Raw genomic sequence first — 21,977 nt, 5'->3', positions numbered from 1 at the left:
GAGGCGCGCACGATGCGCGCCCTACGGGAAAGGCTGTGCCAGCGTCAGCGTCAGAGGCTCATGCCTCAGGGCAAACCCACAGATTGTTCTGTAGCGCAGAGTATGCCTCATGACATAGAATAACGTGTCGGTTTGCCACGAGGCATGCGCCACTCGTATCGCATTTGCGACGACATGCATTACGGGGTCTGGGGCAGCGCCCCGTAGCCCGAAAATTGCAGGGGGCTGGCGGCAGCCCCTGCTGCGGGGCGCGGGGCCGCACAGGCCCCGAAGCAGTCACGAGCAAGCGGGGGCGGGGCGCGTAGCCCCCGGGCCCCTTGTTGGAAAGGCAAGCACGAGGCGCGCACGATGCGCGCCCCCGGAAAGGCTGTGCGCGCGTCAGCCTCGGGGCATCGTGCCCTCAGGACCTGACCGCAGATGTTCTGGCGCAGAGATTATGCCTCGACGCCGATAACGTGGTCAGGCGCACAAACGCAATATCCTCGGCATCGCATTCGGCGGCATGCATTATGGGGATCTGAACGCCCCGTGGCGGCGGTGGGGACGCGGCGGCTACTGCCGAGCAGCACGGGCGGGCGATGGTAACCGAAGCGGGGACTGGCGCGATAAGCCGATTTGCCATTGAAGGCGGTAAAATATGCCGATGGTGCGCTTTGAGAAAGAGCGGCGCCAGCGTCAGCGTCAGAGCTCATGCCTCAAGGGCAAACAGACAAATTGTTCTGGCAGCGCAGAGTATGCCTCATGACATGCACAAGATAACGTGTCGGTTTGTCACGAGACGTCGCACTCGCATCCGCATTGCGACGGCATGTATTACGGGGTCCTGGGGCAGCGCCCCATCGGCAAGGTACAGGGGGCTGGCGGCAGCTTCCTGCTGCGGGAGCGCGGGGCCGCATAGGCCCAAATGGTCACGAGCAAGCGGGGGCGGGGCGCGTAGCCCCCATAAACAATCACGAACAAAGGGGCGCGGGGCCGCACAGGCCCCGAAGCAGCCACGAGCAAGCGGGGCGCGGGGCCGCACAGGCCCCGAAGCAATCACGAACAAAGGGGCGCGGGGCCGCACAGGCCTCAAAGGGTTTCACTTGACAAAAGGAGGTGGTCAGGACGCCAACTTTTGGTATGATCACGCGTGCCAAGACCTGATCAGCCAAAGGAGGAATCCATGCCCACCTCACCGCTGTATGATAGCACGTCCCAGCAGTTGACCGCGCAGCTGCCAAATGCGCTCGCCAGCCAGATCGAAACCCTGGCGTTGCTGGTGGTCGCGAGTAGCCAAAGTGTCTCGGCCCAAATTGGGAAACTTGCCCGAGCGATGCCGCTGGACACCACCCAAGCCGCCAAAGAACAACGCATTCGGCGCTTGCTCGATAACGAGCGTATCACGCACAGGAGGAACACTATCAGCCGGTCGACTGGCGCTCACGGCTTGAAAGGGCAGCGGGTGCAACTGCTGATCGACCGCGTCCTGCTGCGCGATATCACAACATTCAAGGTGGTAAGCATCGGTTTTCGCCGACGCTCGCTCCCATTGGCCTGGCTTGCGTTGCCCCATCGCGGACAGGTGGATTGGCTGACCAAAGAAGCTGGGCTCCGCGCTGGCGCTGTTGCCCGAACGGGTGCGCGTGAGCATCCACGGCGATAGTGAGTTCCGCAGCCAGGAGCTGTTTGCCTGGGTGCGCAGAGGGCGCGGCCATGATGGTTTGTTGGGCATCCTGGGCACACGCTGCTCGCGCTCACCCCAGATGGTGATGCGACGGCGCTTTCGAAGTGGCTGCCCAATCGCGACCACGGTTGCCTATCTCAATGGCGTGTATCCTGACCGAGGAACGCATTGAACGGTGAATATCCTGGCTTGGTGGGCCAAAGATACCGAGGGCAAACCAATCGTGCATGCGGTGATGACAAACCTGCCGGCAGGAGTGGCAGACCTACCGGCTTGGCAGTCGGCGCATGTGGATCGAGACGGTCTTTCGTGACTGGCAGAGCGGGGGCTTTCACCTGGATGAGAGCGGCGTCACTGACCGCGAGCGGTTTGCGCGATTGTTGCTGCCACTGGTGATTGCATATGTGTGGCTGGTCGCAGTCAGGCGCTGGGTCGTAAAGCGTGGCTACCGTCATTTGGTCGATGATGGTGCGGCGCGCAGCGGAAGAGTACAGCCTGTTTCAGATTGGTGTGGCTTTGGAAGGAGCGCTTGGGGAGTTACACCCAAGCGCTGCCAATAGTCTGGATTCTGTACCGGTAATCCTCCGCCGGACTGATACCCTTTGAGGCCGCACAGGCCCCGAAACAACCACGAATAGGGGGCGCGAAGCCGCCGCTCAAAACCCACCCCATCGCACGAAACACACACAAGCCATGCAAACACCACCACCCAGCACCCCAACGCGCGCCGCGCGCCCTTGGCGGCGTGGCCATCGCCCCAGCGCTGATCGTCGTCGTGCTGGGCGCGCTGTACCTGCGCACCCCTGGCGCCCGGCGTCACCTGGGCCAACAAGGAGCCGCCGACGGCGGCGACCTTATCGCGGCCGCCGCGACGCGGCGTGGCGCACCCCAGCGGCTACCCGGCCTACCTGCTGCTCGCGCGGCTGTTTATGCTGCTGCCGATTGGCGACCTCGCCTTCCGCGCCAGGCGCTCTCGGTCGCCGCCGGCCTCGGCGCTGGCGCTTGGCGTCTACGCTACCGTCCGCGCGCTCGCCGCTGCGCACGCCCGGCTGGCGCGGCGAGGTCGCCTCCGCCGGCGCCGCGCTGATCTGCGGCCTCGCGCCGATGCTCTGGTCGCAGGCGGTGGTGGCCGAGGTGTACGCGCTGAACGCAATGTTCGTGGCGCTGCTGCTCTGGTTCATCGCCGAGCCGGCGCGCACGCGCCGCGCGCTGGCCGCGCGCGAGCTGGTGTCCGGCCTGGCGCTCGGCAACCACCTTACGTCCGGCCTGGTGGTGGCGGCGTGGCTGGTCGCGGCGCTCGCGCGCGCGCCGGGGCTGGCGCCGCGCGGCGCTGCTGGCGCACGCGCGCTGGCCCTCGCGGGCCTGGCCGCGGGCCTGCTGGTGTACCTGTACGTGCCGCTGCGCGCCGCCGCGCGCCCGCCGATCAGCTGGGGCGACCCGCGCGACCTCGCGGGCTTCTGGTGGCTGGTGTCGGGCGCGCTGTACCGGCCGCTGGCGTTTGGCGTGCCGGCCGCCGAGCTTCCCGCGCATCTGCTCGCCAGCCTTGGCCGCCTGGCCGGCGACCTTGGCGCGCCGGGCGTGGCCCTGGCGCTGCTCGGGCTGGTCGCCGCGCCGCCGCGCGCACGCCCGCTCGCCTGGGCGGGCCTTGCGCTGGCCGCCGGGTATGTCCTGTTCGCCAGCGGCTACGACACCGGCGACGCCTACCTGTACATGATCGGCCTCGCTGATCGGCGCGGTGCTGGCGGGCCTCGGCATCGCCGCCGCGTGCTCGGCCGGCTGCCCGGCGGGCCGCCCGCTGGGCTGGCCGCGTCTGCCACGCTGGCCGCCGCGCTGGCCTGGGGCGCCGCCGCGACCTACCCGCGCGTCGACGCCAGCGCCGACCGCCGGGCGGTCGACTTCGCCGGCCACGTGCTCGGCGTCGCGCCGCGCGGCGCGATCGTCGCGGCCAGTCCGACTTCGACGCCTTCCCGCTGTGGTACGAGCACTACGCGCTCGGCCGCCGCCCCGACCTGTTTGTGCTCGTCGATGCGCTGCTCGACTACGACTGGTACCGCAGCAACCTGCGCGCTACCTACCCCGCGCTGGCCGTGCCCGCCGCCCCCAGCGCCGACGGCAGCTGGCTCGACGCGCTGCGCGCCGCCAACCCGGCCCTGCCGCTCTGCCGCACCAGCGCCGAGCAGACGCCGGCGATCGCCTGCGAGCCGTAGGCTTGCCCCGGCTTGCGCGGCGTGCAGTTGCCTGCGGCAGCTCGGTGTGGGGTTGTTCCGCATTGTATTGCACTACGTGGCTTCGCCACGTAGTGCAACACAATGAGGAGTTACGCACTTGCGTAATTCGGTTTCCCGAAGGGAGGAAATTAAGCCTGCGGCAGTGGTACTTGTTCACCTTCTGTGTCCATTTTCCGCGCGGGCGCGAAAATGGACGCAGACGGAAGAGTACCGCTCTGCCGAAGGCTGGGCGCGCCAGCTGCGCTTGTTCTGGCTCTAACGATCTGCGGTCTGGCGGCGTCGGCAGTAACACCGCCAGACCGCACAAGGGAGAGGCCGAGGCAGAAGCTACTCGTAGCCGTTCGGGTTATGGCTTTGCCAGCGCCACACATCGGCGCACATCTCGTCGATGTCGCGCTCGGCCGACCAGCCAAGCTCGCGGTTGGCCCTGGCCGGGTCGGCGTAGGTTACGGCGCTGTCGCCGGGGCGCCGCGCGACAATGCGGCGCGCGATCGGGTGGCCGCAGGCGCGCTCGAACGCCGCGAGCACCTCGAGCACGCTGTAGCCGCGCCCGGTGCCAAGGTTGTACGCCACCACGCCCGGCGCGGTCGCCAGCTTCTCGAGCGCCTTCAGGTGGCCGAGCGCCAGGTCGACGACGTGAATATAGTCGCGCACCCCCGTGCCGTCCGGCGTCGGGTAGTCGTCGCCGAACACCCGCAGCTCGGGCAGCTTGCCCACCGCCACCTGGGCGATATACGGCACCAGGTTATTCGGGATGCCGTTGGGGTCCTCGCCGATCCGGCCGCTGGCGTGCGCGCCCACCGGGTTGAAGTAGCGCAGCAGCGCGATATTCCATGCCGCGTCGGCCACATAGAGGTCGCGCAGGATCTCCTCGACCATGAGCTTGGTGCGGCCGTACGGGTTCAGCGCGCCGAGCGGCGAGTCCTCGGTGATCGGCACGTGGCTCGGGTCGCCATACACCGTGGCCGACGAGCTGAACACCAGCGTCTTCACGCCGTGCGCCGCCATCGCCTCGCACAGCAGCAGCGTGCCGGTGATATTGTTATGGTAGTAGCGCAGCGGCTGCGCCACCGACTCGCCCACCGCCTTGAGGCCCGCGAAGTGGATCACCGCGTCGACGGGGCGGGCCGCGAAGATCGCGTCGAGCGCCGCGCGGTCGAGCAGGTCGGCCTGGTGAAACGCCAGCGGCCTGCCGGCCAGCTCGCTCACCCGGTCGATCGCCTCGCGCTTGCTGTTGACGAGGTTATCGACAACTGTGACATCGTAGCCGGCGGCCAGCAGCTCGACGCAGGTATGGCTGCCGATGTAGCCGGCCCCGCCGGTCACCAGAATGTGCATGAGTTTGCCTCCATATCGTTGTATCTTCCGCATGCGGAAAACTTGCAGACATTTGGCTCCAACAAAGTCTCGTAGCCATCACCCGATCCGCAGCGCCACCAGCGTCATATCGTCGTGCTGGGGCGCGCCGCCGCCAAAGCCGGCCACCGCCGCGACGATCTGGTCGATCAGCGCGGCCGGCGGCAGGTTGCCGTGCGCGCGCACGATCGCCTCGAGCCGCTCGAAGCCGAACAGCTCGCGCTGCGCGTTCTGCGCCTCGACGATCCCATCGGTGTAGAACAGCAGCAGGTCGTCGTGGTCGAGCGCCAGCTCAACCGCGGCGTAGGGCGTATCGGCCGCGATGCCCAGCGGCAGCGTCGTGCCGGGCGGCTCAAGGTACTCGAGCCGGCCATCGGCGCGGCGGCGCAGCGGCGCGAGCTGCCCGGCGTTGGCCAGCGCCACCACGCGCCGCCGCAGATCGACCGTAGCGTAGCACAGCGCCACAAACGCGCGCGGCGGGATATCCAGCGCGATCCAGCGGTTGGTCTCGCGCATCACCTCCTGCGGGATCTGGTGATTGCGCGCCTCCGAGCGCGCGATCGAGCGCGCCACCGCCATCAGCATCGCCGCCGGAATGCTCTTGCCCGACGCGTCGCCGACGATCACGCCGATCAGGTCGCCGCCGTCGCGATCGAGCGCCAGCAGATCGTAGAAGTCGCCGCCAGTCTCGCGCGCGGGCTGGATCCAGGCCGCCAGCTCGGCGCCATCGACCTGCGGCAGCGCGCGCGGGAACAGGTTGCGCTGGATCTGGGCGGCAATCTCCAGCTCCTGCTCGACCCGCGTGACCGACTCTTCGTACAGCCGGGCGTTCTCCATGGCCACGGCGGCCTGGCTGGCGAACGCCAGCGCCACCTCGGCGTCGCGCGCGGCGAAGCGGTGTGGCTCGGCCGCGCTGATATTCAGCACGCCCAGCACCCGGCCCTTCGCCAGCAGCGGCACGCCCAGCCACGAGCGCATAGGCGGCTCCTGGGCGATCGGCGTCCACTCGCTGGCGGTGGTGGTATCGCCGATGATCAGCGGCGCGCGCTGGCGGATCACCTGCGCGGCGGCGTTCAGCTGCTCGAGGCGAAACGTGGCGTGCAGCGGCGCCTCGGTGCTGGTGGGCTTGCCCTGCAGCGCCATGCGAAACTGGTCGTCCTCCAGCAGCATGATCGACGCGGTGTCGTAGGGGATCACCTGGCGCAGCTCGCGCAGGATCAGGTGCGGCACCTCGCTCGAGTCGAACGACGCGCTGAGCACGCGCGCGACCTCGCGCAGCGTATCGGCGGCGCGGCGGGCGGCCTGCTCGGCGGCGAACAGCCGCGCGTTCTCGGCAAGCTGGCGCTCGCGCTCCTCAAACAGCCGCACCTTCTGCACGCCCAGGCTCAGGTGGCTGGCCACCTGGCTCAGCAGGTCGACGGTGCGCTGGCTGTACTGCGCCGGGCGGTAGTCCTGCACCGAGATCACGCCGATCGGCTGGCCCTCCTTGGCGATCAGCGGCACGCCGACCCACGCGCGGGTGTTGTTCTCGGGCGTAAACGTGTCGGCGGCGATGCCCATGTCGATCAGGTCGTCGCGCTGGGCGATCAGGTCGTCGAGGCGCAGCGCGCGGCGGTTGTGCAGCACCCACGCGGTTAGGCTGCCGGGCACCGGCTGGCGGCCGCGCCAGTTGTCGGCCAGCTGCGCGCCGCGGTCGATATACACCGAGTGGGTGATGATATGCGTATCGGGCTCGCAGATCACAATATAGAACACCGGCGCGCCGGTGAGCGCCTGCAGGTGCGCGTACACCTGCTGCAGCATCTCCTCGAAGTCGTACGAAGCGCTGACGAGCTGGCCGATCTGGCCGATGGCGTCGAGCTCGCGGATGCGCTGCTCGCGCTCGGCGGTGAGGCGCATGTTCTGCACGTGCAGCGCCACGTGGCGCGCCGCGTCGGTGAGGAAGCGCTCGTCGCGCGCGCCAAACGCGCCGGGGGTGTAGCTCTGGATGCCGATCAGGCCGATCGCCTGGCCGGCGCGGTCGCTCAGCGGCACGCCGAGCCACGCCGCAGCCGAGCGGTTCGAGCCGATCAGGTACTCGCTCAGGCCGGGGTACTGGCCGATCTCCTCGGGCAGGTTGGCGAGGTGCAGCGTGCGGCCCTCGCGCAGCACCCAGCTCGAGAGCGTGCCCGCCGGCATGGGCTGGTTCTTGAAGTAGCTATACTCCTGGCCCTCGTCGATGCCGATGCCGTCGACGATCAGGCCGCGCTCGCGGTCGTAGACGATCAGCAGAAACGCGTCGAGCGGCATGAACGCGCGCAGCGCCTCGTGCACGCGCCGCAGCAGCGTGCGCAGGCCGTGGGCGGTCGCGGCGGCGTGGCCGATCTGGCTGAGCGCGCGCAGCTCGGCGATCTGGCGCTCGCGCTCCTCGAACAGCCGGGCGCTCTCGATCGCCAGCGCCAGCTGGTTGCCGAACACCCGCGCCAGGTCGGCCTGGTCGGCGCTGAAGTCGTGCGCCGCGTCGCCCAGCAGCACCATGGCGCCGATGGTGCGGTCGCCGATGCGCAGCGGCACGCCCAGCAGCGCCTCAAACGGCTGGCGCGCGCCCGAGATCGACTGCCGGGGTAAGCCGGCGGGGATCGCCAGCGTCTGGTTGCGCAGCATCACCTGCTCGAGCGCGGTGCCGCGCACCGGCACGCGCCGCACCTCCGCCGCGTACGACGGCGGGAGGCCGCGCTGTGCCCAGATCACCAGCTCGTCGGTCTGCGGGTCGAGCAGGCGAATATTGCCGGCCTGCAGGGCCAGGTGCGGCAGGATCAGGCCAAGCGCGCGGTCGAGCAGGTCGGCCAGCGGGCGCTGCTCGACGGTCGCGGCGGCGAGCGCGCTGAGCAGCGCCAGGTCGTCGGTGCGATCGGCCACGCGCGCGGCCAGCGCCTGGCTGAGCTCGTGCTGCATCTGGCTGAGGTGGACATTCTCGAGCGCCACGCCGACGACATTGCCGATCCGCTGGAGCAGGTCGAGGTCGGGCGGGGCGTAGCGGCGCGGCTCGTAGCTCTGCACCGAGAGCACGCCCACGGCGTCCTGGCCGATCAGCAGGGGCACGCCCATCCACGAGCGCGACGGCCGCTCGGCGTCGCCGAAGCGGTCGGGCGCGATGCCGAGCTGCGCGCGCATGGCGAGCAGGTCGTCGAACAGCAGCGGCGCGCGGCCGTCCAGCAGCAGGCTGGTGAGCGCGCCATAGGGCATCCGCTCGACAAACTCGGCCGCGCCCTGGTCCACCATATACGCGGCGCGGAACATATTCGGCTGGGTGGTGTCGCACACCGCGATGTAGCAGGCGTCGAAGGTGAAGATCGCCGTCAGCTCGCGCTCGATCACCGCGAAGATCGCCTGGAACGAGCCGGCGCCGCGGCATGCCACGCTGATGGCGTAGAGCGCGTCGAGCGCCCGCCAGCTCGGCGCGGGCGGCGGGGGTGGCGCGGCGCGCCGGCCGGGCGGTGGGCCGGGCTGATCTGGGCTGGGAGGTCGTTGTGCCATAGTTGCGTCTATCACCCGGGGCGCGCGGCGAGCCGCGGCGCTGTGCGCGTGGGCATACTATAGCATACATCGCTGGGGGTTTGGTGGTTGGTACGGTTGGTTCTTTGTTCGTGATTGCTTCGGGGCCTGTGCGGCCCCGCGCCCCTTTGTTCGTGATTGCTTCGGGGCCTGTGCGGCCCCGCGCCCCTTTGTTCGTGATTGCTCGGGGCCTATGCGGCCCCGTGCGCCCCTTTGTCGTGACTGCACGGGCCTGTGCGGCCCCGTGCCCCTTTGTTCGTGATTGCTCTGGGCCCGTGGCCCCGCGCCCCCTTGTCTGTGATTGTTATGGGGCCTGTGCGGCCCCGCGTGTTCCGCAGCAGTGAAGCCGCCGCCAGCCCCCCGTACCCGCCGCTGGGGCGCTGCCCCAGACCCCGTAATGCATGTCGTCGCAAATGCGATGCCGGTGGCGCCTGCCTCGTGGCGCAGAATGACGTATCGGTTTGCCCTGAGTGTGCCTTGTGGCACGGAACAATCTGTTGGTTTGTCTTGAGGCATGAGCCTCTGACGCTGACGCTGGCACAGCCTTCTGTGGGCGCGCATCGTGCGCGCCTCGTGCTTGCCTTTCCAAAGGTTTCGGGGGCTACGCGCCCCCCACCCCCGCTTGCTCGAGCATCGCTTCGGGGCCTGTGCGGTATTTGTCATCGGTTAAGGATTTGTGCAATCTGTCAAGCTGGGTTATTCTCTCGTTATGCCAAGTCCAAAACACAACCGGCGCCCCGCGCCACCTTCAATGCCGACCATCGCCGCCGCACCCACGTTCCTGCTCCCAGCGATGCCGAAATCGAACGCCGACTTCGACGAGTTTGTCAAACCCGCCGTCTTCGCCGAGCTCGACTTCTACCGCCGGCTCGGTCTCCGCAACCGTATTCTCACCCTTCCCGTGATGGTTTCGCTTGTTCTGGCCTTGATCTGGCGCCGCATCCCCGGTGTCTGCGCGTTCCAGCGTACCTCGCCCGCGAACGCATCTTCTGGCCACTCCCCGTACCGTTTCTCAGTCCGCGCCTCCGACCGCTTCTTGACTTCCTGCGGTGCTGTTCGAACAGGTGCTCTACCGCGTCCTCGCGCATCTTCCCTGAACGCCTGCGGCGGCGTACCCGCCTGCTCCCCGTTGCTTGCCGCGGCGCTGCGCGCTTCAGCGGCCTGTACGCCCTTGATGCGACCACGCTCGAACCGCTGTTCCGCAACCTGCGGCGCTGCGCGACACGCCTGGCACGCACCTCGCCGGTCACGTCAGCGTTGCCGTCGAACTGCTCAGCCATCTGCCCGCCAAGCTCTGGTGGAACCCCGAACCGCACACCAATGAGAAAGCCCTAGCGCGACCGGTGCTCGATTGGTTGCCCACAGGCAGTGTGGTGGTGTTTGACCTGGGCTACTTTGCGTATTGGTTTTTTGATGCGCTGAGCGCACAGGAGAGCTTCTGTCACTGCGCTTGCGCGAGCAAGCGAGTTATTCGGTCAGAACGATGCTGTGCAATCGCGCGAAGGTGCGTGACCAGATCATTCAGCTGGGGCGCTACAAAGAGCCGTGTACCCACCCGATGCGCCTGATCGAGGTCGAGGTGAATGGCGCTGGCAGCGCTATCTGACGAATGTATTGGACCCGAAGCGGTTGAGTATCGTGGAGGTAGTGGCGCTCTACGATGCGCGCTGGAAGAGAGAAACGAGCTTTTTGCTGATCAAGCGGCTGCTGGATCGTCGTATGTGGGTGGGTAGCCAGAATGGGATCTGGCTGCAGGTGGTGGCGACGTTCTTGATGTATGCACTCCTGCTGGATTTGTGTGATGATGTTGCGCAAGCACTGGGAGTGCAGCTGGAAGCGATCTCGGTGGAGATGGTGTATCGGGGGTTGTATCACTACGTGTGGCAGTGGCACAGGGTGAGTACCAAGGAGACGCGCCCAGCTATTTAGCGCGTGAGGCGAAGGGATTAGGTATCCTGAAACGCGAGCGTCCATCGAGGCGCCCGAGTGCACTGAGCAAATCCGCCTCAAGGTTGGTCGGTCCACCGCTCCCTAATGCCAATGTGACAGAAGCGCGAAAACGTTAACCGATGACAAATACCGCATAGGCCCCGTGCCCCTTTGTTCGTGATTGCTTCGGGGCCTATGCGGCCCCGCGCCCCGCAGCAGGGGCTGCCGCCAGCCCCCTGCATTCGCCGATGGGGGCGCTGCCCCAGACCCCATAATGCATGCTGCCGCAAATGCGATGCCGGTGGCGCATGCCTCGTGGCGCAGAATGACGTATCGGTTTGCCCTGAGGTGTGCCTTGTGGCACGGAACAATCCTGGTTTGCCCCTTGAGGCATGAGCCTCTGACGCTGACGCTGGCACAGCCTTTTCCGTAGGCGCGCATCGTGCGCGCCTCGTGCTTGCCTTCCACGGCTTTCGGGGCTACGCGCCCCTGCTTCCCGCTTGCTCGAGACTGCTTCGGGGCCTGTGCGTCCCCGCGCCCCGCTTGCTCGTGACTACTTCGGGGCCTGTGCGGCCCCGCGCCCCGCAGCAGGGGGCTGGCGGCAGCCCCCCATGCGCATTAAGCTTACGCCACACAGCTATCGGTACTCATCAAAAACCGCTGGAAGGTACACGGATGTTTCCTGCGTCGGTTCTTGCGGCAGCCTGCTTGAATACAGCGTGCCAGCGTCGTCAGCGCGTCCCGCAGCCGTGCGGGCTGCCCCATCGCCGTTGCCAGCGCGATCCAATGCGTACGAATTGTCGGTGCCGCTTTGCCCCAACCCGTGCGGGCGCATCCCACCCGCTCACGAGCAGCAGCCAATGCTGCACAATTTGATTGAGCAAGCGTCCATACAATTCACACAGCACCTGCCACGGCTGCACGTCCCGTACCAGATCAATCTGCCCGTGGCTTTTCCACAGCTTAAACAGCAGTTCGATCTGCCAGCGCGCCGCCCGCGCCAGCACCAGCGCCTCCGTCACGGTCAGTCCGTCCGGCGGATGGTGGTCACAAACACGCTCCACGCCGCCAAGGCCAAGCGCAGCGCGCTGACCATCTGGCCCTGCGCTTTGGCTTCCTCCCGCAAGCGGCGGCGGCGCTGGTCGACCACCTCCTGCGGTGCCCGCACCGCCAGCAAGCGCGCCCGCACCTGCGCCTCCCGCCCCAGCCGCACCGGCAGATCGAGCGTTGCCTCGGGCATGGCGGCCAGCAGGTCGTGCAGGCGCCACCAGCGTCCATCGTCCGTTTGCAGGCTGGTCAGTGCCTGCATGCGCGAGAATGCCAGACACGCCCCGCGCGTCCAACTCCGCCAGCAGGGCGAGGTCAAAATAGCCCAAATCCACCAGCCGGACCGCGCCCTGCGGCAGATCGTGATGCAGGGTGGCGTGAGCATCCGACTCGTGGCCATCGTGCAGGGTCGGGCCGCGCAAGCGCCTCGTGCGCAGGTCGAGGGCGACCTGGAGCTGCTGCCGCGTTGCCGGCGTCGGGCGTGCCATTACCGCAGCCGGTCCAGACCGCAGCGAGCGCCTCGGGCAAGGCGATCGTGGTACTATCTTGCACCACCACCTCGGCGAAGCGGTCGAGGATGGGCAAGCTGAGTGGGTCAGCACACAGCACCTCGCCAATCGCAGCCCCGAGCACGTGTTCCAGGATAGGTGGCGGCGGTTCGGTCAAACCGCTGATGCAAGGCTTCGGGCGAGATGGTTACGCCCAAGGCGGCACTCGTCTGCGTCAGGGCGCTCAAGCTCGCCTGCGGGTCGGCACCGAGGCCAAACACGAGCGTTTGCACGAACACACTGCCGGTCAGTTTGGCGTCCGAGCGCTGAACAAAGCCGGTCTGGCGGCCGGCACGGTCGGCTTCCTCGGTCAACACCGCCGCAAGCGTGGCGGCCAGCTGTGGTATAGTCGTCATCAGGGCGGCTCCTGTCGGTGTTTGGTTGTGGTTTGGCGACAACAACCATACCACAAGAGCTGTCCTTGTCTACTACGCTTAATGCGTATGGGGGGCTGCCGCCAGCCCCCTGCACCCCGCCGCTGGGGCGCTGCCCCAGACCCCGTAATACATGCCGTCGCAAATGCGATGCGAGTGGCGCATGCCTCGTGGCAAGCCAACACGTCACTCCACACCACGAAGCATACTTCACACCACGAAGCATACTCTGCGGTACAAAACAATCTGTCGGTTTGCCCTGAGGCATGCGCGTACGGCAGTGAAGCTGGCATGATATGCTTTCAGCCGGAAAGGTTGTGGAAAACCGGCAGGGTTTTCCTGCGCGGGGGCCGGGGCGCAGCGCCTCGGAATGACCTGCTGTGGAGCAAACGAGGAGCCTGCAGCCAGGCCAGAGAACCAGCCAAACCGGCAGGGTTTTCCTACGCGGGGGGCCGGGGGCGCAGCGCCCGGAGCGACCCACTCGCAGGGCGTGCAATGTGCCTGAGGCCAGGCCAGAGAAAGAGCCAAACCGGCAGGGTTTTCCTGCGCGGGGGCCGGGGCGCAGCGCCCCGGAAAGATCAGCCTCGCGGGGGCCGGGGGCGCAGCGCCCCGGAGCGAGCCACGGCTGTAGGGCGCCGGGGGCGCAACGCAAAGCGCAGCACCCCCTAGCCGCCGCACGGCGCACTACGGCGCCGGCACCCACTTCACCGCGTCGAACCAGAGTGTGCGCATGCTGTCGCCCGCGAGGTCGCTGAGCTCCACCGCGCCGCCATTGCCGGCCGCGAATGGGAAGCGCCCCAGCAGCACCCAGGTTCCGGCCGCGGTCGCCTGGTTGATCTCCACCACCTGCGCGCCGTCGCGGTGGCGCACGGTGTAGTGCGCGCTGGTGGTGTTGGCTTTTTTCATGCTGCAGACCGGGATGTAGGCGTACACATTGTACATGCCCTCGGCCGCGAGGGTCGGGCGCCACGCGCCGCTGTTCTCGCTGTCGGCGGTGGTGGCGGCGGTGTAGGTCCACAGCGCCTGGCCGTTGATCCCGCAGTGCTTTGGCGCGTCGTACCACTTCACTGCGGCGCGCCCGGCAACGCCGGCCCCGCTTCGTCGACTTCGGTCTCGGCTGCGGGTGGTGGCGGCGCTGGCGCGGCCTGCGGCTGTTCGGCGGTGGCCTGCGGCGGCGCTGCCGCGGGCGGCGGCTCGGCGGTGGCTTGCGGCGCGGCGGCCTGCGCGGCTGCGGGCTGCGGCTGCTCGGGGCTGGCTGCGGCGCGGCGGGCTGCGGCTGCTCGGGAGCGGGCTGCGGCGCGGCCTGAGGCTGCTCGGGGGCGGGCGCTGGGGCGGCGGCCTGCGGCTGCTCGGGCGCGGGCGCGGGCGGCGGATCGGCCAGCGGGTCGCGGCCCATCCACAGGAACGTAATCTCAACCGTCGCCTGGTCGCCCTTGATCCCCAGCTCGTCCCACCACACGCCGTCGCCGATATCCACGGCGGTAGGGAAGCGCACCTTGCCCTTCTCGGCGCGGCCGTGGTTGTAGCCATTGAAGTAGGCCGCGTGATCCTCGGGCCAGCCCTGCGGCAGGTCGCCGAAGCGCTCGCGCTGCTCGTTCCAGTAGTCGTCGTGCGCGTTCCAGGGGCCCACGTCGTACACCGGCGCCACGGCGCTGCGGCCGTTATACGTAATGCGCACCTGGTAGTCGGTGGTGCCCTCGGGCGAGAGCGCGCGCCATGACGGCAGCGAGACAAAGTGATCGTGCTTGGTGATGCGGTGGCCGTTGGCGGTATGGTGGCCGACCATGCCCTCGCGCGTGGCGCGCAGCGTCCAGGTTGGCGCGACCGGCTGGTCGTCGCTGAAGGCGCTGAAGCGCGCGGGCGCGCGCTCGGCCGCCAGCTGAATATTCGCGATGCTCGGGCGCGCCCGCGCGCTGCCCAGCAGTGTCGCGCGGTACTGCGCGAAGCGCGCCACCCACGGGAATGTCGCGCGCGCGCCGCTTGCGAGCCCCACCTCCCACGCCGTCCAGTGCGTGCCGTCGGCGCTGGCGCGCACGTCGAGGCGCATATCGCTGCCGGCGGGAGTGCGGGCGCGGTAGCTTACCACGAGCGACTGGAACAGAAAGCCTGGGTCGTAGGCGGGGCCGATGGCGATGCCGAAGTGCGCGAAGCTGCCGTAGATCGTGGGGGCGGGTGGTGCGTCGGGGGCGAGGGTGAGCGTTTCGCCGGCGGCCAGAATATCGCGGTACGATCCGGCCTGCCGGTTAGAGGTATCTGGGTTGGCCTGCGCCAGCGCGGCGGCGGGTGGTGCGATGCTCCACAGCGCCAGCAGCCAGGCTAGCCATACAGCACGTACACGGTGCGCCCGTCGTATCATACACGTCGTTCCTACACGGCAGTATTCATCTCGCGGGCGTCGCATCGTTGCGGCGCCGTGGCGAGTGCAGCTGCGAGGGGTACGGGGCGCGAGTACGGTGTTCGCAGTGCGTGGTGAACGCTGCCTCTTCCTGTGCCGCCAGCGTGGCGACGGGGCGATTATATCATGGTTTTGTCAGCTGTCTATCAGATGGTGACAAGATTGTTAGGCTGCCGTGAGGATGCTGGCGGCTATGTGTGGCCGGTGGCGCATGCCTCAGGGCGGCAAAGCGCGTGCTGGCGTAGCCTGAGTGTCTGTTTGAAAGGCCGGTGTGCCACCGGGGCACTAGGGCATCAAGCGGTGATAGCGCTGAGAAAGCACCAACACGGCATACACGATCAATCTCGGTGTCTTCGTGTCTTGGCGGTTATTTCTCAAACAATCTTGGTGTCTTCGTGTCTTGAGGGCACCAAGGCACCAAGCGGTGCTAGCGCTGAGAAAGCACCAACACGGCATACAAGATCAATCTTGGTGTCTTCGTGTCTTGGTGGTTATTTCTCAAACAATCTTGGTGTCTTCGTGTCTTGGCGGTTATTTCTCAAACAATCTTGGTGTCTTCGTATCTTGGTGGTTATTTCTCAAACAATTTCTGAGGCATGCTGGTAGGGCGCTGGGGGCCGGCACGGCGCGCATGCGCCAGCACAGCTAGCGCCCCCAGCTGAGGTAGAACTTGCGCGCAGGGCCCGAGGTCAGCCTGCGCTGGTCGCTGCCGTCGGCGCGCATGGCCCACACCTGCCAGTCGGGGCTATCTTCGCGCGCGACATACGCGATCCACTCGCCGTCGGGCGACCAGACGGCATTGGTGTGCGGCCCGGCCCCGGCGGTCAGCTCGCTGCGGCGGCTGCCGTCGGCGCGCATCACCGTGATCTGGCGCTGGCTCAGCCCGTCGCTGCCGGGCGGGCTGCTGGTGAACGCCAGGGTTCGCCCGTCGGGCGACCACGCCGGGAAATCTTCCTCTCGGTCGGGCGAGCTGGTCAGGTTCGCGGCCGTGCCGTCGGCGTCGAGCATGAAGATATCCTGCGGCTGATCGGCCGAGGGCGGCGCGGCGAACGCCAGGCGCTGGCCGGGCGCCCACGCCAGCGCGGCGATATTCTCGGGCGCGGCCGGGAAGCTCACCTGGCCGCTCTCGAGGTCGACGATCGTCAGGCGCCACGGCTGGCCCTTCTCGCGCGTGGCCATGGCCAGGCGGCGGCCGTCGGGCGACCAGGCCGGGTAGCGCGCCTCGCGGTTCGGCAGCGCCAGCCGCAGCGCGTGCGGGTTGCCGGCGCTGCCGATGTAGATCTCGGTGTTGCGCGTGATGCTCAGGCGCTGGCCATCGGGCGACCAGGCCGGGCTATAGCTTTGCCGGTCGTCGGTCAGGCGGCGCGGCGGCTTGCCGTCGAGCGTCGCGGCCCAGATATCGAAGCCATCCTGGCCGCCCTGGCCGAACGCGATCGTGCCGGACGCGCCGGGCAGCAGCCACTCCTGCGCGGGTGGGGCGGCGGTGTTGCCGGCTGTGGGCGTGGTGCCGCCGCCGCCCGACACGCGGCCGAATGCGCGCAGCCCGATTGTGCCGATCGCCGCGATGCCCAGCAGCGCCAGCAGCAGCACGATAGCGGCGGCCGGCGATTGGCGTGGCGGGCGCGGCGCGCGCTCGATCTGCGGCAGCGGCACGGTCACGCGCGGCGTGTCGGCGGGCGCGGGCGCCGGCCTGGGCGCCACGTATGCCGGCGCGGCCGGCGTAAAGGCCGGCGCGGTGCTTGCAGGCGCCCGCGGCTGCAGCGCCAGCAGGTCGGCGCGCAGCGCGTCGGCGCTGGGGTAGCGATCGGCGGGGTCCTCGGCGGTAGCGCGGGCAACGATCCGCGCCAGCTCGGGCGGCACCGCCGGGTTGAGCGCCGCCAGCGGCGGCGGCGGCACGCTGCTGGGCACCTGCCCGCTCAGCAGGTGGTGCAGCGTCGCGCCCAGGCTATAAATATCGCTGCGCGGGTCGGTCTGGCCGCGGCCGTACTGCTCGGGCGGCGCGTAGCCGGGCGTGCCGATGATATGCGTATCGCCGCTCTGCTCGGGCTTAAACAGGCGCGCGATGCCGAAGTCGATCAGCACAAACCGCGACTGGCCGGCGAGCGGCGGGCGCGCCGGAGCGCCGTTGCCGTGGCTGGTGGGCTCGTCCTCGGGCACCACCATCACATTCGCGGGCTTGAGGTCGCGGAAGATCACCTGAGGCCGGCGGGCGTGGAGGTAGCGCAGCACATTGCAGAGCTGCACGCCGCACTCGATCACAAACGCCGGGTCGAGCGGGCCATATTTGCCCACCAGCTCGCGCAGCGTCTGGCCGGGCACATACTCCATCACCAGGAACGCGCGCCGATCGACCTGGAAGAAATCCCAGATCTTGGTGAGGCCGGGGTGGTCGAGCGCGGCGAGCATGCGCGCCTCGCGCTCGAACATCTGCTCGGCCACGGCGCGCTCGTCGGCGCCAAGGCGGTTGGCGTCCATCTCTTTGATCGCCACCGCGCGGCCCAGCCGCGTGTCTTCGGCCAGGTACACCGCGCCAAATCCGCCGCTGCCAAGCAGGCGGCTGCGCCGGTAGCGGTTGAGCAGCAGATCGGCAGGTGCGGTCATGGGCTGCTCTCCGCGATCTCGGCCAGCTCGGCCCAGCGCTCGAAAGCCGCCTCGAGCTGCGCGCTCGCCCGGCCGAGCGCCTCGGTCAGCCCGAGCAGCGCCTGGTAGTCGTTCGCGGCGCCCTCGATCTGCCGCTGGAGCTGGGCCTGCTCGGCCTCAAGGCGCGCGATCGTCGCCTCGGTCTGCTCAAGCTCGCGCGCCTCTTTAAAGGTTAGCTTGCGCGGCTTCGCTGGCGCGGGCGCAGCGGGCTGCGCGGCCGGCGCCCTAGGCGTAGGGCTGGCCGGAGCTGCGCTCGCGGCCTGTGATCGGCGCGCGGCGTAGGCGCTATAGCCGCCGGGATACTCGGCGAGCGCGCCGTCGCCCTCGAACACCAGCATTCGCTCGGCGGTGCGGTCGAGAAAGTAGCGGTCGTGCGACACGGCGATCAGCGCGCCCGAGAACTCGTCGAGGTAATCCTCGAGCACCGCCAGCGTCTGGATATCGAGGTCGTTGGTAGGCTCGTCGAGCAGCAGCACATTCGGCGCGGCCATGAGCTGGCGCAGCAGGTACAGCCGCCGGCGCTCGCCGCCCGAGAGCTTGGCGATCGGCGTGTAGTGGGCCTCGGGCGCGAACAGAAAGCGCTCGAGCATCTGCGCCGCGCTGATCAGCGCGCCCTCGCCCGTGCGGATCAGCTCGGCCCCTTCCTTTATATAGTCGATCACGCGCTGCGACTCGTCCAGCCCGGCGCTCTCCTGGTCGTAATAGGCCAGGTGCACCGTCTCGCCGACGCTGACCGCGCCGCCGTCGGGGGCCAGCCGCCCGGCGATCATATTCAGCAGCGTGGTTTTGCCGCTGCCGTTCGGCCCGATGATGCCGAGGCGCTCGCGCGGCCCGATGCTGAGGCTCAGGTTGTGCAGCAGCGTGCGCGCGCCGAAGCGCTTGCTCACGCCCTGCAGCTCGATCACGCGCTTGCCGATGCGCCGCGACGCCACCGAGATCTCGAGCGCCGCATCGGGCGCGGCCGGCGTGTCGGCCCGCAGCGTCGCGATCCGGTCGATCCGCGCCTGCTGCTTGGTGGTGCGCGCCTGCGCGCCGCGCCGCAGCCATGCCAGCTCCTTCTTCAGGATCGTCTGGCGGCGCGCCTCGTCGGCGGCCTGCTGGTCGGCGCGCTCGGCCTTGAGCTCAAGAAAGCGGCTGTAGTTCGCGGGGTACGAGTACAGGCGCGCGCGGTCGACCTCGACGATCCGCGCCACCACGCGGTCGAGAAAGTAGCGGTCGTGCGTCACCAGCAGCAGCGCCGCGGCCGAGCGCAGCAGAAATGCCTCGAGCCACGCCACCGTATCGATGTCGATATGGTTGGTAGGCTCGTCGAGGATCAGCAGGTCGGCCGGGCCGATCAGCGTGGCGGCCATCGCCACGCGCTTGCGCTGGCCGCCCGAGAGCGTGCCGACGCGCGCGCCCAGGTCGGCGATCCCCAGCTTGCCGAGGGTGGTGCGCGCGTCGTGCTCGAGATCCCACGCGCCGGCCGCATCCATGCGCGCCACCAGGTCGGCGAGCGCCGACTGAAGCGCGGGCTGGTGCGGGTTGGCGGCGAGCGCGGCCGCGGCCTGCTCGTACTCGCGCAGCAGCTTCATCTCGGGCGTGCTGCCCTGGAACACCTGCTCGATCACCGTCAGCGCCGGGTCGAGCTGTGGGTTTTGCGGCAGGTAGGCCACGCGCAGCCCGCGCGACAGGCTCACGCGGCCGGCGTCGGGCGGCTCAGCGCCGGCCGCGATGCGCAGGAGCGTGCTTTTGCCGCTGCCGTTCACGCCAACAACGCCCACGCGCTCGCCCGCATCGATCCCGAGCGCCACCTGGTCGAGCAGCGGGCGGTCGGCGAACTGTTTTGAAATCGCCTCAAGCGACAGAATATTCATGGCGGGTATTGTACCATCACCAGGCGCCCGCGCGGATGGCAGCACGATGGGTTATACCAAATTCGCTTGATGACGTACACTTTACGGCACGTAATCAGCCGAAGGCCGAATTGGTATAGCCTACGCGCGGGCGGCGCGCGGCGTAGCGGCCACCAGCACGCGGTAGATGCTCAGGAACAGCAGGCTGGCGCCGCTGCCCCAGTACAGGCCGCGCACCAGCGGCGCGGCGCCGTCGCTGCCGCTGCCGATGCCGTGCAGCAGCGCCAGCACGAACAGCGCGAAGCTCAGGAAGTGGATCGCGCGCCAGAGCTTGCGGCCGATCAGGCGGCGGGCGTAGAAGCTCAGCCCGACAATCGCCAGCAGGTACAGCGCCACCTGGCCCAGGCCAACCTCCAGCGGCTTATAGCCCGCGCTGGCGAACGGCACCAGCAGCTGCGCCAGCGAATAGTTCATGTAGTGGTCGCCCAGCAGCACCAGCGCGTGAAAGAGCGCGAACGCCAGGCCCAGCAGGCTGGTGTGCTGGTGCACGTCGAAGGCCACCGGCCCGCCCGGCCACACCCGCGCGAGCTTGTTGGTCATCGTCACGCCGAGCATCATCGATACCCACAGCAGCGTGTAGGCCACCATCGCGCTCGAGCGCGCCAGGTACCAGTAGGCTTTTGGCTCGGCGCCCAGCAGCGAGCCGCTGAGCTGCGGCAGCCAGGCCGGCAAGGCCACCGCCGCGGCCAGCGCGCCGGCCATGCTTGCCAGCAAGATCAGCAGCAGCGTGTGCGGCGCCATGGCCGGCGGCAGATCGGCGAACTCGTCGGCGGGCGGCAGCGTGGCGCGCTGGCTCGGCACGGCCGCTGGCGCTGCGGCGCTGGCGCGGGCCGCATTCGCGGCGCGAATCGCGGCCAGGCGGGCGGCTTTCTCGTCGTTCATCAACATCTCCTAGCGCGATGAGCGTGTTCGTGCGACTGGCGCGGCGGCGGCGGCCGGCGGGGCGCTCACCGCGCGCAGCGCGGGGGCTGCGGCAGGAGCGGCGGCCGCCGGAGCAGGCGGAGCATCGGCCACCGTCTGGGCCGGCTGGCGAATGGTCGGCGCCTGGCCGAGCGCAATCTCGGGCGCGCCGGCAAGCGGGACGAGCGTTGGGATCGGCGCAAGCTCAATCTGGCGCTGCGGCGCGCTCGCGACCTGCTGAGCCACGCTCGGCGGCGCTACGGGCACGTCGGGCTGCTGGCGCGCCAGCGCGGCCCAGCCGCCGAGCGTCGCGGCCAGCGCGGTCGTGGTGATCAGCAGCTTCGCGCCGGGCGCCGATCGTTTTGGTGCGTCGAGTCGGGTCATTGCATCCTCTATATAGAGTACATGCCGGGCCACTGGCATCGCGAGCCCGGCGGATCGAGTACATTCGGCAGACTGATGCATTCGAGGCGCCTGGAAAGGCCGGCCTGTCTGCACACGGGCCGCTAGTCGTCGTGGCCCTCGCCGCCGTGGTCGCCGCGGCCGCTCGGCTGGGCCGCGATCTGCGCGGCGCCGTTGTACAGCACCTGGCCGCTGTTCGCGTCGACATAGATGGTGCCAATGTCGAGTACCACCTCATACGCGATCGTGCCCTCGAAGTCGACGAGCTCGGGCGCGCGGGCGAGCTGGCCGCCGGGCGCGGCCGCCAGCGCGATGTCGGCCGCCTGGCCGGCCGCCAGCGCGTACTGTGGCGCGGGCGGCGTGGTGGGCTGAGGCGCCGCGGCTGGGGCCTTGGCCGGCGCGGCGGCCAGGCGATTCGCCAGCTGCTGCTCCTGAACATAGGCCTGGTTCAGCTCGGCCGCCATCTGCTGCAGCTTCTGGTAGGCCTGGCTCAGCTGCTCATTCGACTGCTGGATGCGCGCGTTGGCCTCGGCCAGGCGCTGCTGGTAGGCCGCCTCGCGCTCAGCGAACTGGGCCGCGAGCGCCGCCTGCGGGTCGGCGGTTGGCGCGGGCGGGCTGGCTGTTGGCGTGGCAATATCGGCCTGGGCCGCGCGCTGGGTCGCGACGCGCGCCACGACGCCGCCGATCACCACCAGGCTAAAGACGGTGATCGCCGCGGATATGATCAGTGTGATACGCTGGGACATGAGAGCTCCTTCTTCGAGTGGTGTAGGCGATGCTTTGGTTACTATCTTGCGCCCGGCGGATTGGAACAAGCTTGGCCTGCCCTAGCGATTTTTTCAATCTTTTTCCAATCCGGGCCGCCGCGCTGGCGCTGGGCACACTGCTACAGTCGCTCGTTTGGCCGAAAAGTAACGGGGTGCGAGCCGCATCCGGCTGATCAGGGGCTCTATGCGGTACTTTCCTTGCGCGTGGGAGGCTTGGAGGGCGCAAGCCCTCCAAAGTCATCGCTTTTTTTGCCAGGTCGCGGCCACGGCCGTGGCCGCAACCGGGCAAAACGGAAGTT

At 68.6% G+C, this 21,977-nt stretch carries 15 protein-coding genes; 4 read left to right on the top strand and 11 right to left on the bottom strand.

Going from position 1 to position 21,977, the window contains the following annotated elements; translation table 11 throughout:
* Positions 1–1,162: 1,162 nt before the first annotated feature.
* Both U0177_RS28180 and U0177_RS28175 read left to right on the top strand, forming a co-directional pair.
* Entirely contained in the window at positions 1,163–1,642 is a 480-nt protein-coding gene (locus tag U0177_RS28180; RefSeq protein ID WP_409574023.1) for a hypothetical protein, read from the top strand.
* 1,023 nt (positions 1,643–2,665) lie between these two features.
* Complete coding sequence (locus tag U0177_RS28175) at positions 2,666–3,976, top strand: protein O-mannosyl-transferase family (protein WP_409574022.1); 1,311 nt, start codon at positions 2,666–2,668, stop codon at positions 3,974–3,976.
* Between the two features lie 242 nt (positions 3,977–4,218).
* On the opposite strand, the gene galE is transcribed toward U0177_RS28175, so the two are convergent.
* The gene (gene galE, locus U0177_RS28170; RefSeq protein WP_409574021.1) at positions 4,219–5,229 is read right to left on the bottom strand and encodes a UDP-glucose 4-epimerase GalE; all 1,011 of its coding nucleotides are present in this window, start codon (positions 5,227–5,229) and stop codon (positions 4,219–4,221) included.
* 78 nt (positions 5,230–5,307) lie between these two features.
* The gene (locus U0177_RS28165; RefSeq protein WP_409574020.1) at positions 5,308–8,763 is read right to left on the bottom strand and encodes a GAF domain-containing protein; all 3,456 of its coding nucleotides are present in this window, start codon (positions 8,761–8,763) and stop codon (positions 5,308–5,310) included.
* Between the two features lie 1,563 nt (positions 8,764–10,326).
* Here U0177_RS28165 and U0177_RS28160 point away from each other — a divergent pair.
* Entirely contained in the window at positions 10,327–10,710 is a 384-nt protein-coding gene (locus tag U0177_RS28160) for a hypothetical protein (protein ID WP_409574019.1), read from the top strand.
* Between the two features lie 731 nt (positions 10,711–11,441).
* Here U0177_RS28160 and U0177_RS28155 read toward each other — a convergent pair.
* From U0177_RS28155 to U0177_RS28140, 4 genes are all read right to left on the bottom strand, one after another.
* Positions 11,442–12,245: a transposase gene (locus tag U0177_RS28155; protein WP_409574018.1), complete on the bottom strand. Its 804-nt coding sequence runs from the start codon at positions 12,243–12,245 to the stop codon at positions 11,442–11,444.
* 107 nt (positions 12,246–12,352) lie between these two features.
* The gene (locus tag U0177_RS28150; protein WP_409574017.1) at positions 12,353–12,661 is read right to left on the bottom strand and encodes a hypothetical protein; all 309 of its coding nucleotides are present in this window, start codon (positions 12,659–12,661) and stop codon (positions 12,353–12,355) included.
* Positions 12,662–13,363: 702 nt separating this feature from the next.
* Positions 13,364–13,747 carry a hypothetical protein gene (locus U0177_RS28145; protein WP_409574016.1) on the bottom strand — a complete coding sequence of 128 codons (384 nt, stop codon included), beginning with the start codon at positions 13,745–13,747 and terminating at the stop codon, positions 13,364–13,366.
* On the bottom strand, positions 13,744–14,079 hold the full coding sequence (locus tag U0177_RS28140) for a hypothetical protein (protein WP_409574015.1): 336 nt from the start codon (positions 14,077–14,079) through the stop codon (positions 13,744–13,746). Before U0177_RS28140 ends, U0177_RS28145 begins: the two co-directional genes overlap by 4 nt.
* 351 nt (positions 14,080–14,430) lie before the next feature.
* Between U0177_RS28140 and U0177_RS28135 the strand changes: the two genes are divergently transcribed.
* Positions 14,431–14,562 carry a hypothetical protein gene (locus tag U0177_RS28135; protein WP_409574014.1) on the top strand — a complete coding sequence of 44 codons (132 nt, stop codon included), beginning with the start codon at positions 14,431–14,433 and terminating at the stop codon, positions 14,560–14,562.
* Between the two features lie 1,157 nt (positions 14,563–15,719).
* Here U0177_RS28135 and U0177_RS28130 read toward each other — a convergent pair.
* From U0177_RS28130 to U0177_RS28110, 5 genes are all read right to left on the bottom strand, one after another.
* Positions 15,720–17,675, bottom strand: coding sequence for a protein kinase domain-containing protein (locus U0177_RS28130; RefSeq protein WP_409574013.1), 1,956 nt, complete (start codon positions 17,673–17,675; stop codon positions 15,720–15,722).
* A complete protein-coding gene (locus tag U0177_RS28125) occupies positions 17,672–19,570 on the bottom strand; it encodes an ABC-F family ATP-binding cassette domain-containing protein (protein ID WP_409574012.1) in 1,899 nt (632 codons plus the stop codon). Before U0177_RS28125 ends, U0177_RS28130 begins: the two co-directional genes overlap by 4 nt.
* 120 nt (positions 19,571–19,690) lie before the next feature.
* The gene (locus U0177_RS28120) at positions 19,691–20,491 is read right to left on the bottom strand and encodes a hypothetical protein (protein WP_409574011.1); all 801 of its coding nucleotides are present in this window, start codon (positions 20,489–20,491) and stop codon (positions 19,691–19,693) included.
* A 9-nt stretch (positions 20,492–20,500) separates the two neighbouring features.
* Positions 20,501–20,893, bottom strand: a complete 393-nt coding sequence (locus U0177_RS28115; protein WP_409574010.1) for a hypothetical protein — start codon at positions 20,891–20,893, stop codon at positions 20,501–20,503.
* A 122-nt stretch (positions 20,894–21,015) separates the two neighbouring features.
* Positions 21,016–21,657, bottom strand: a complete 642-nt coding sequence (locus tag U0177_RS28110; protein WP_409574009.1) for a peptidase — start codon at positions 21,655–21,657, stop codon at positions 21,016–21,018.
* Positions 21,658–21,977: the final 320 nt, after the last annotated feature.

Origin of the sequence: Kouleothrix sp. (assembly GCF_046328425.1) — a bacterium.
Lineage (GTDB): Bacteria > Chloroflexota > Chloroflexia > Chloroflexales > Roseiflexaceae > Kouleothrix.
This window is presented reverse-complemented; position numbering and strand designations above follow the sequence as displayed.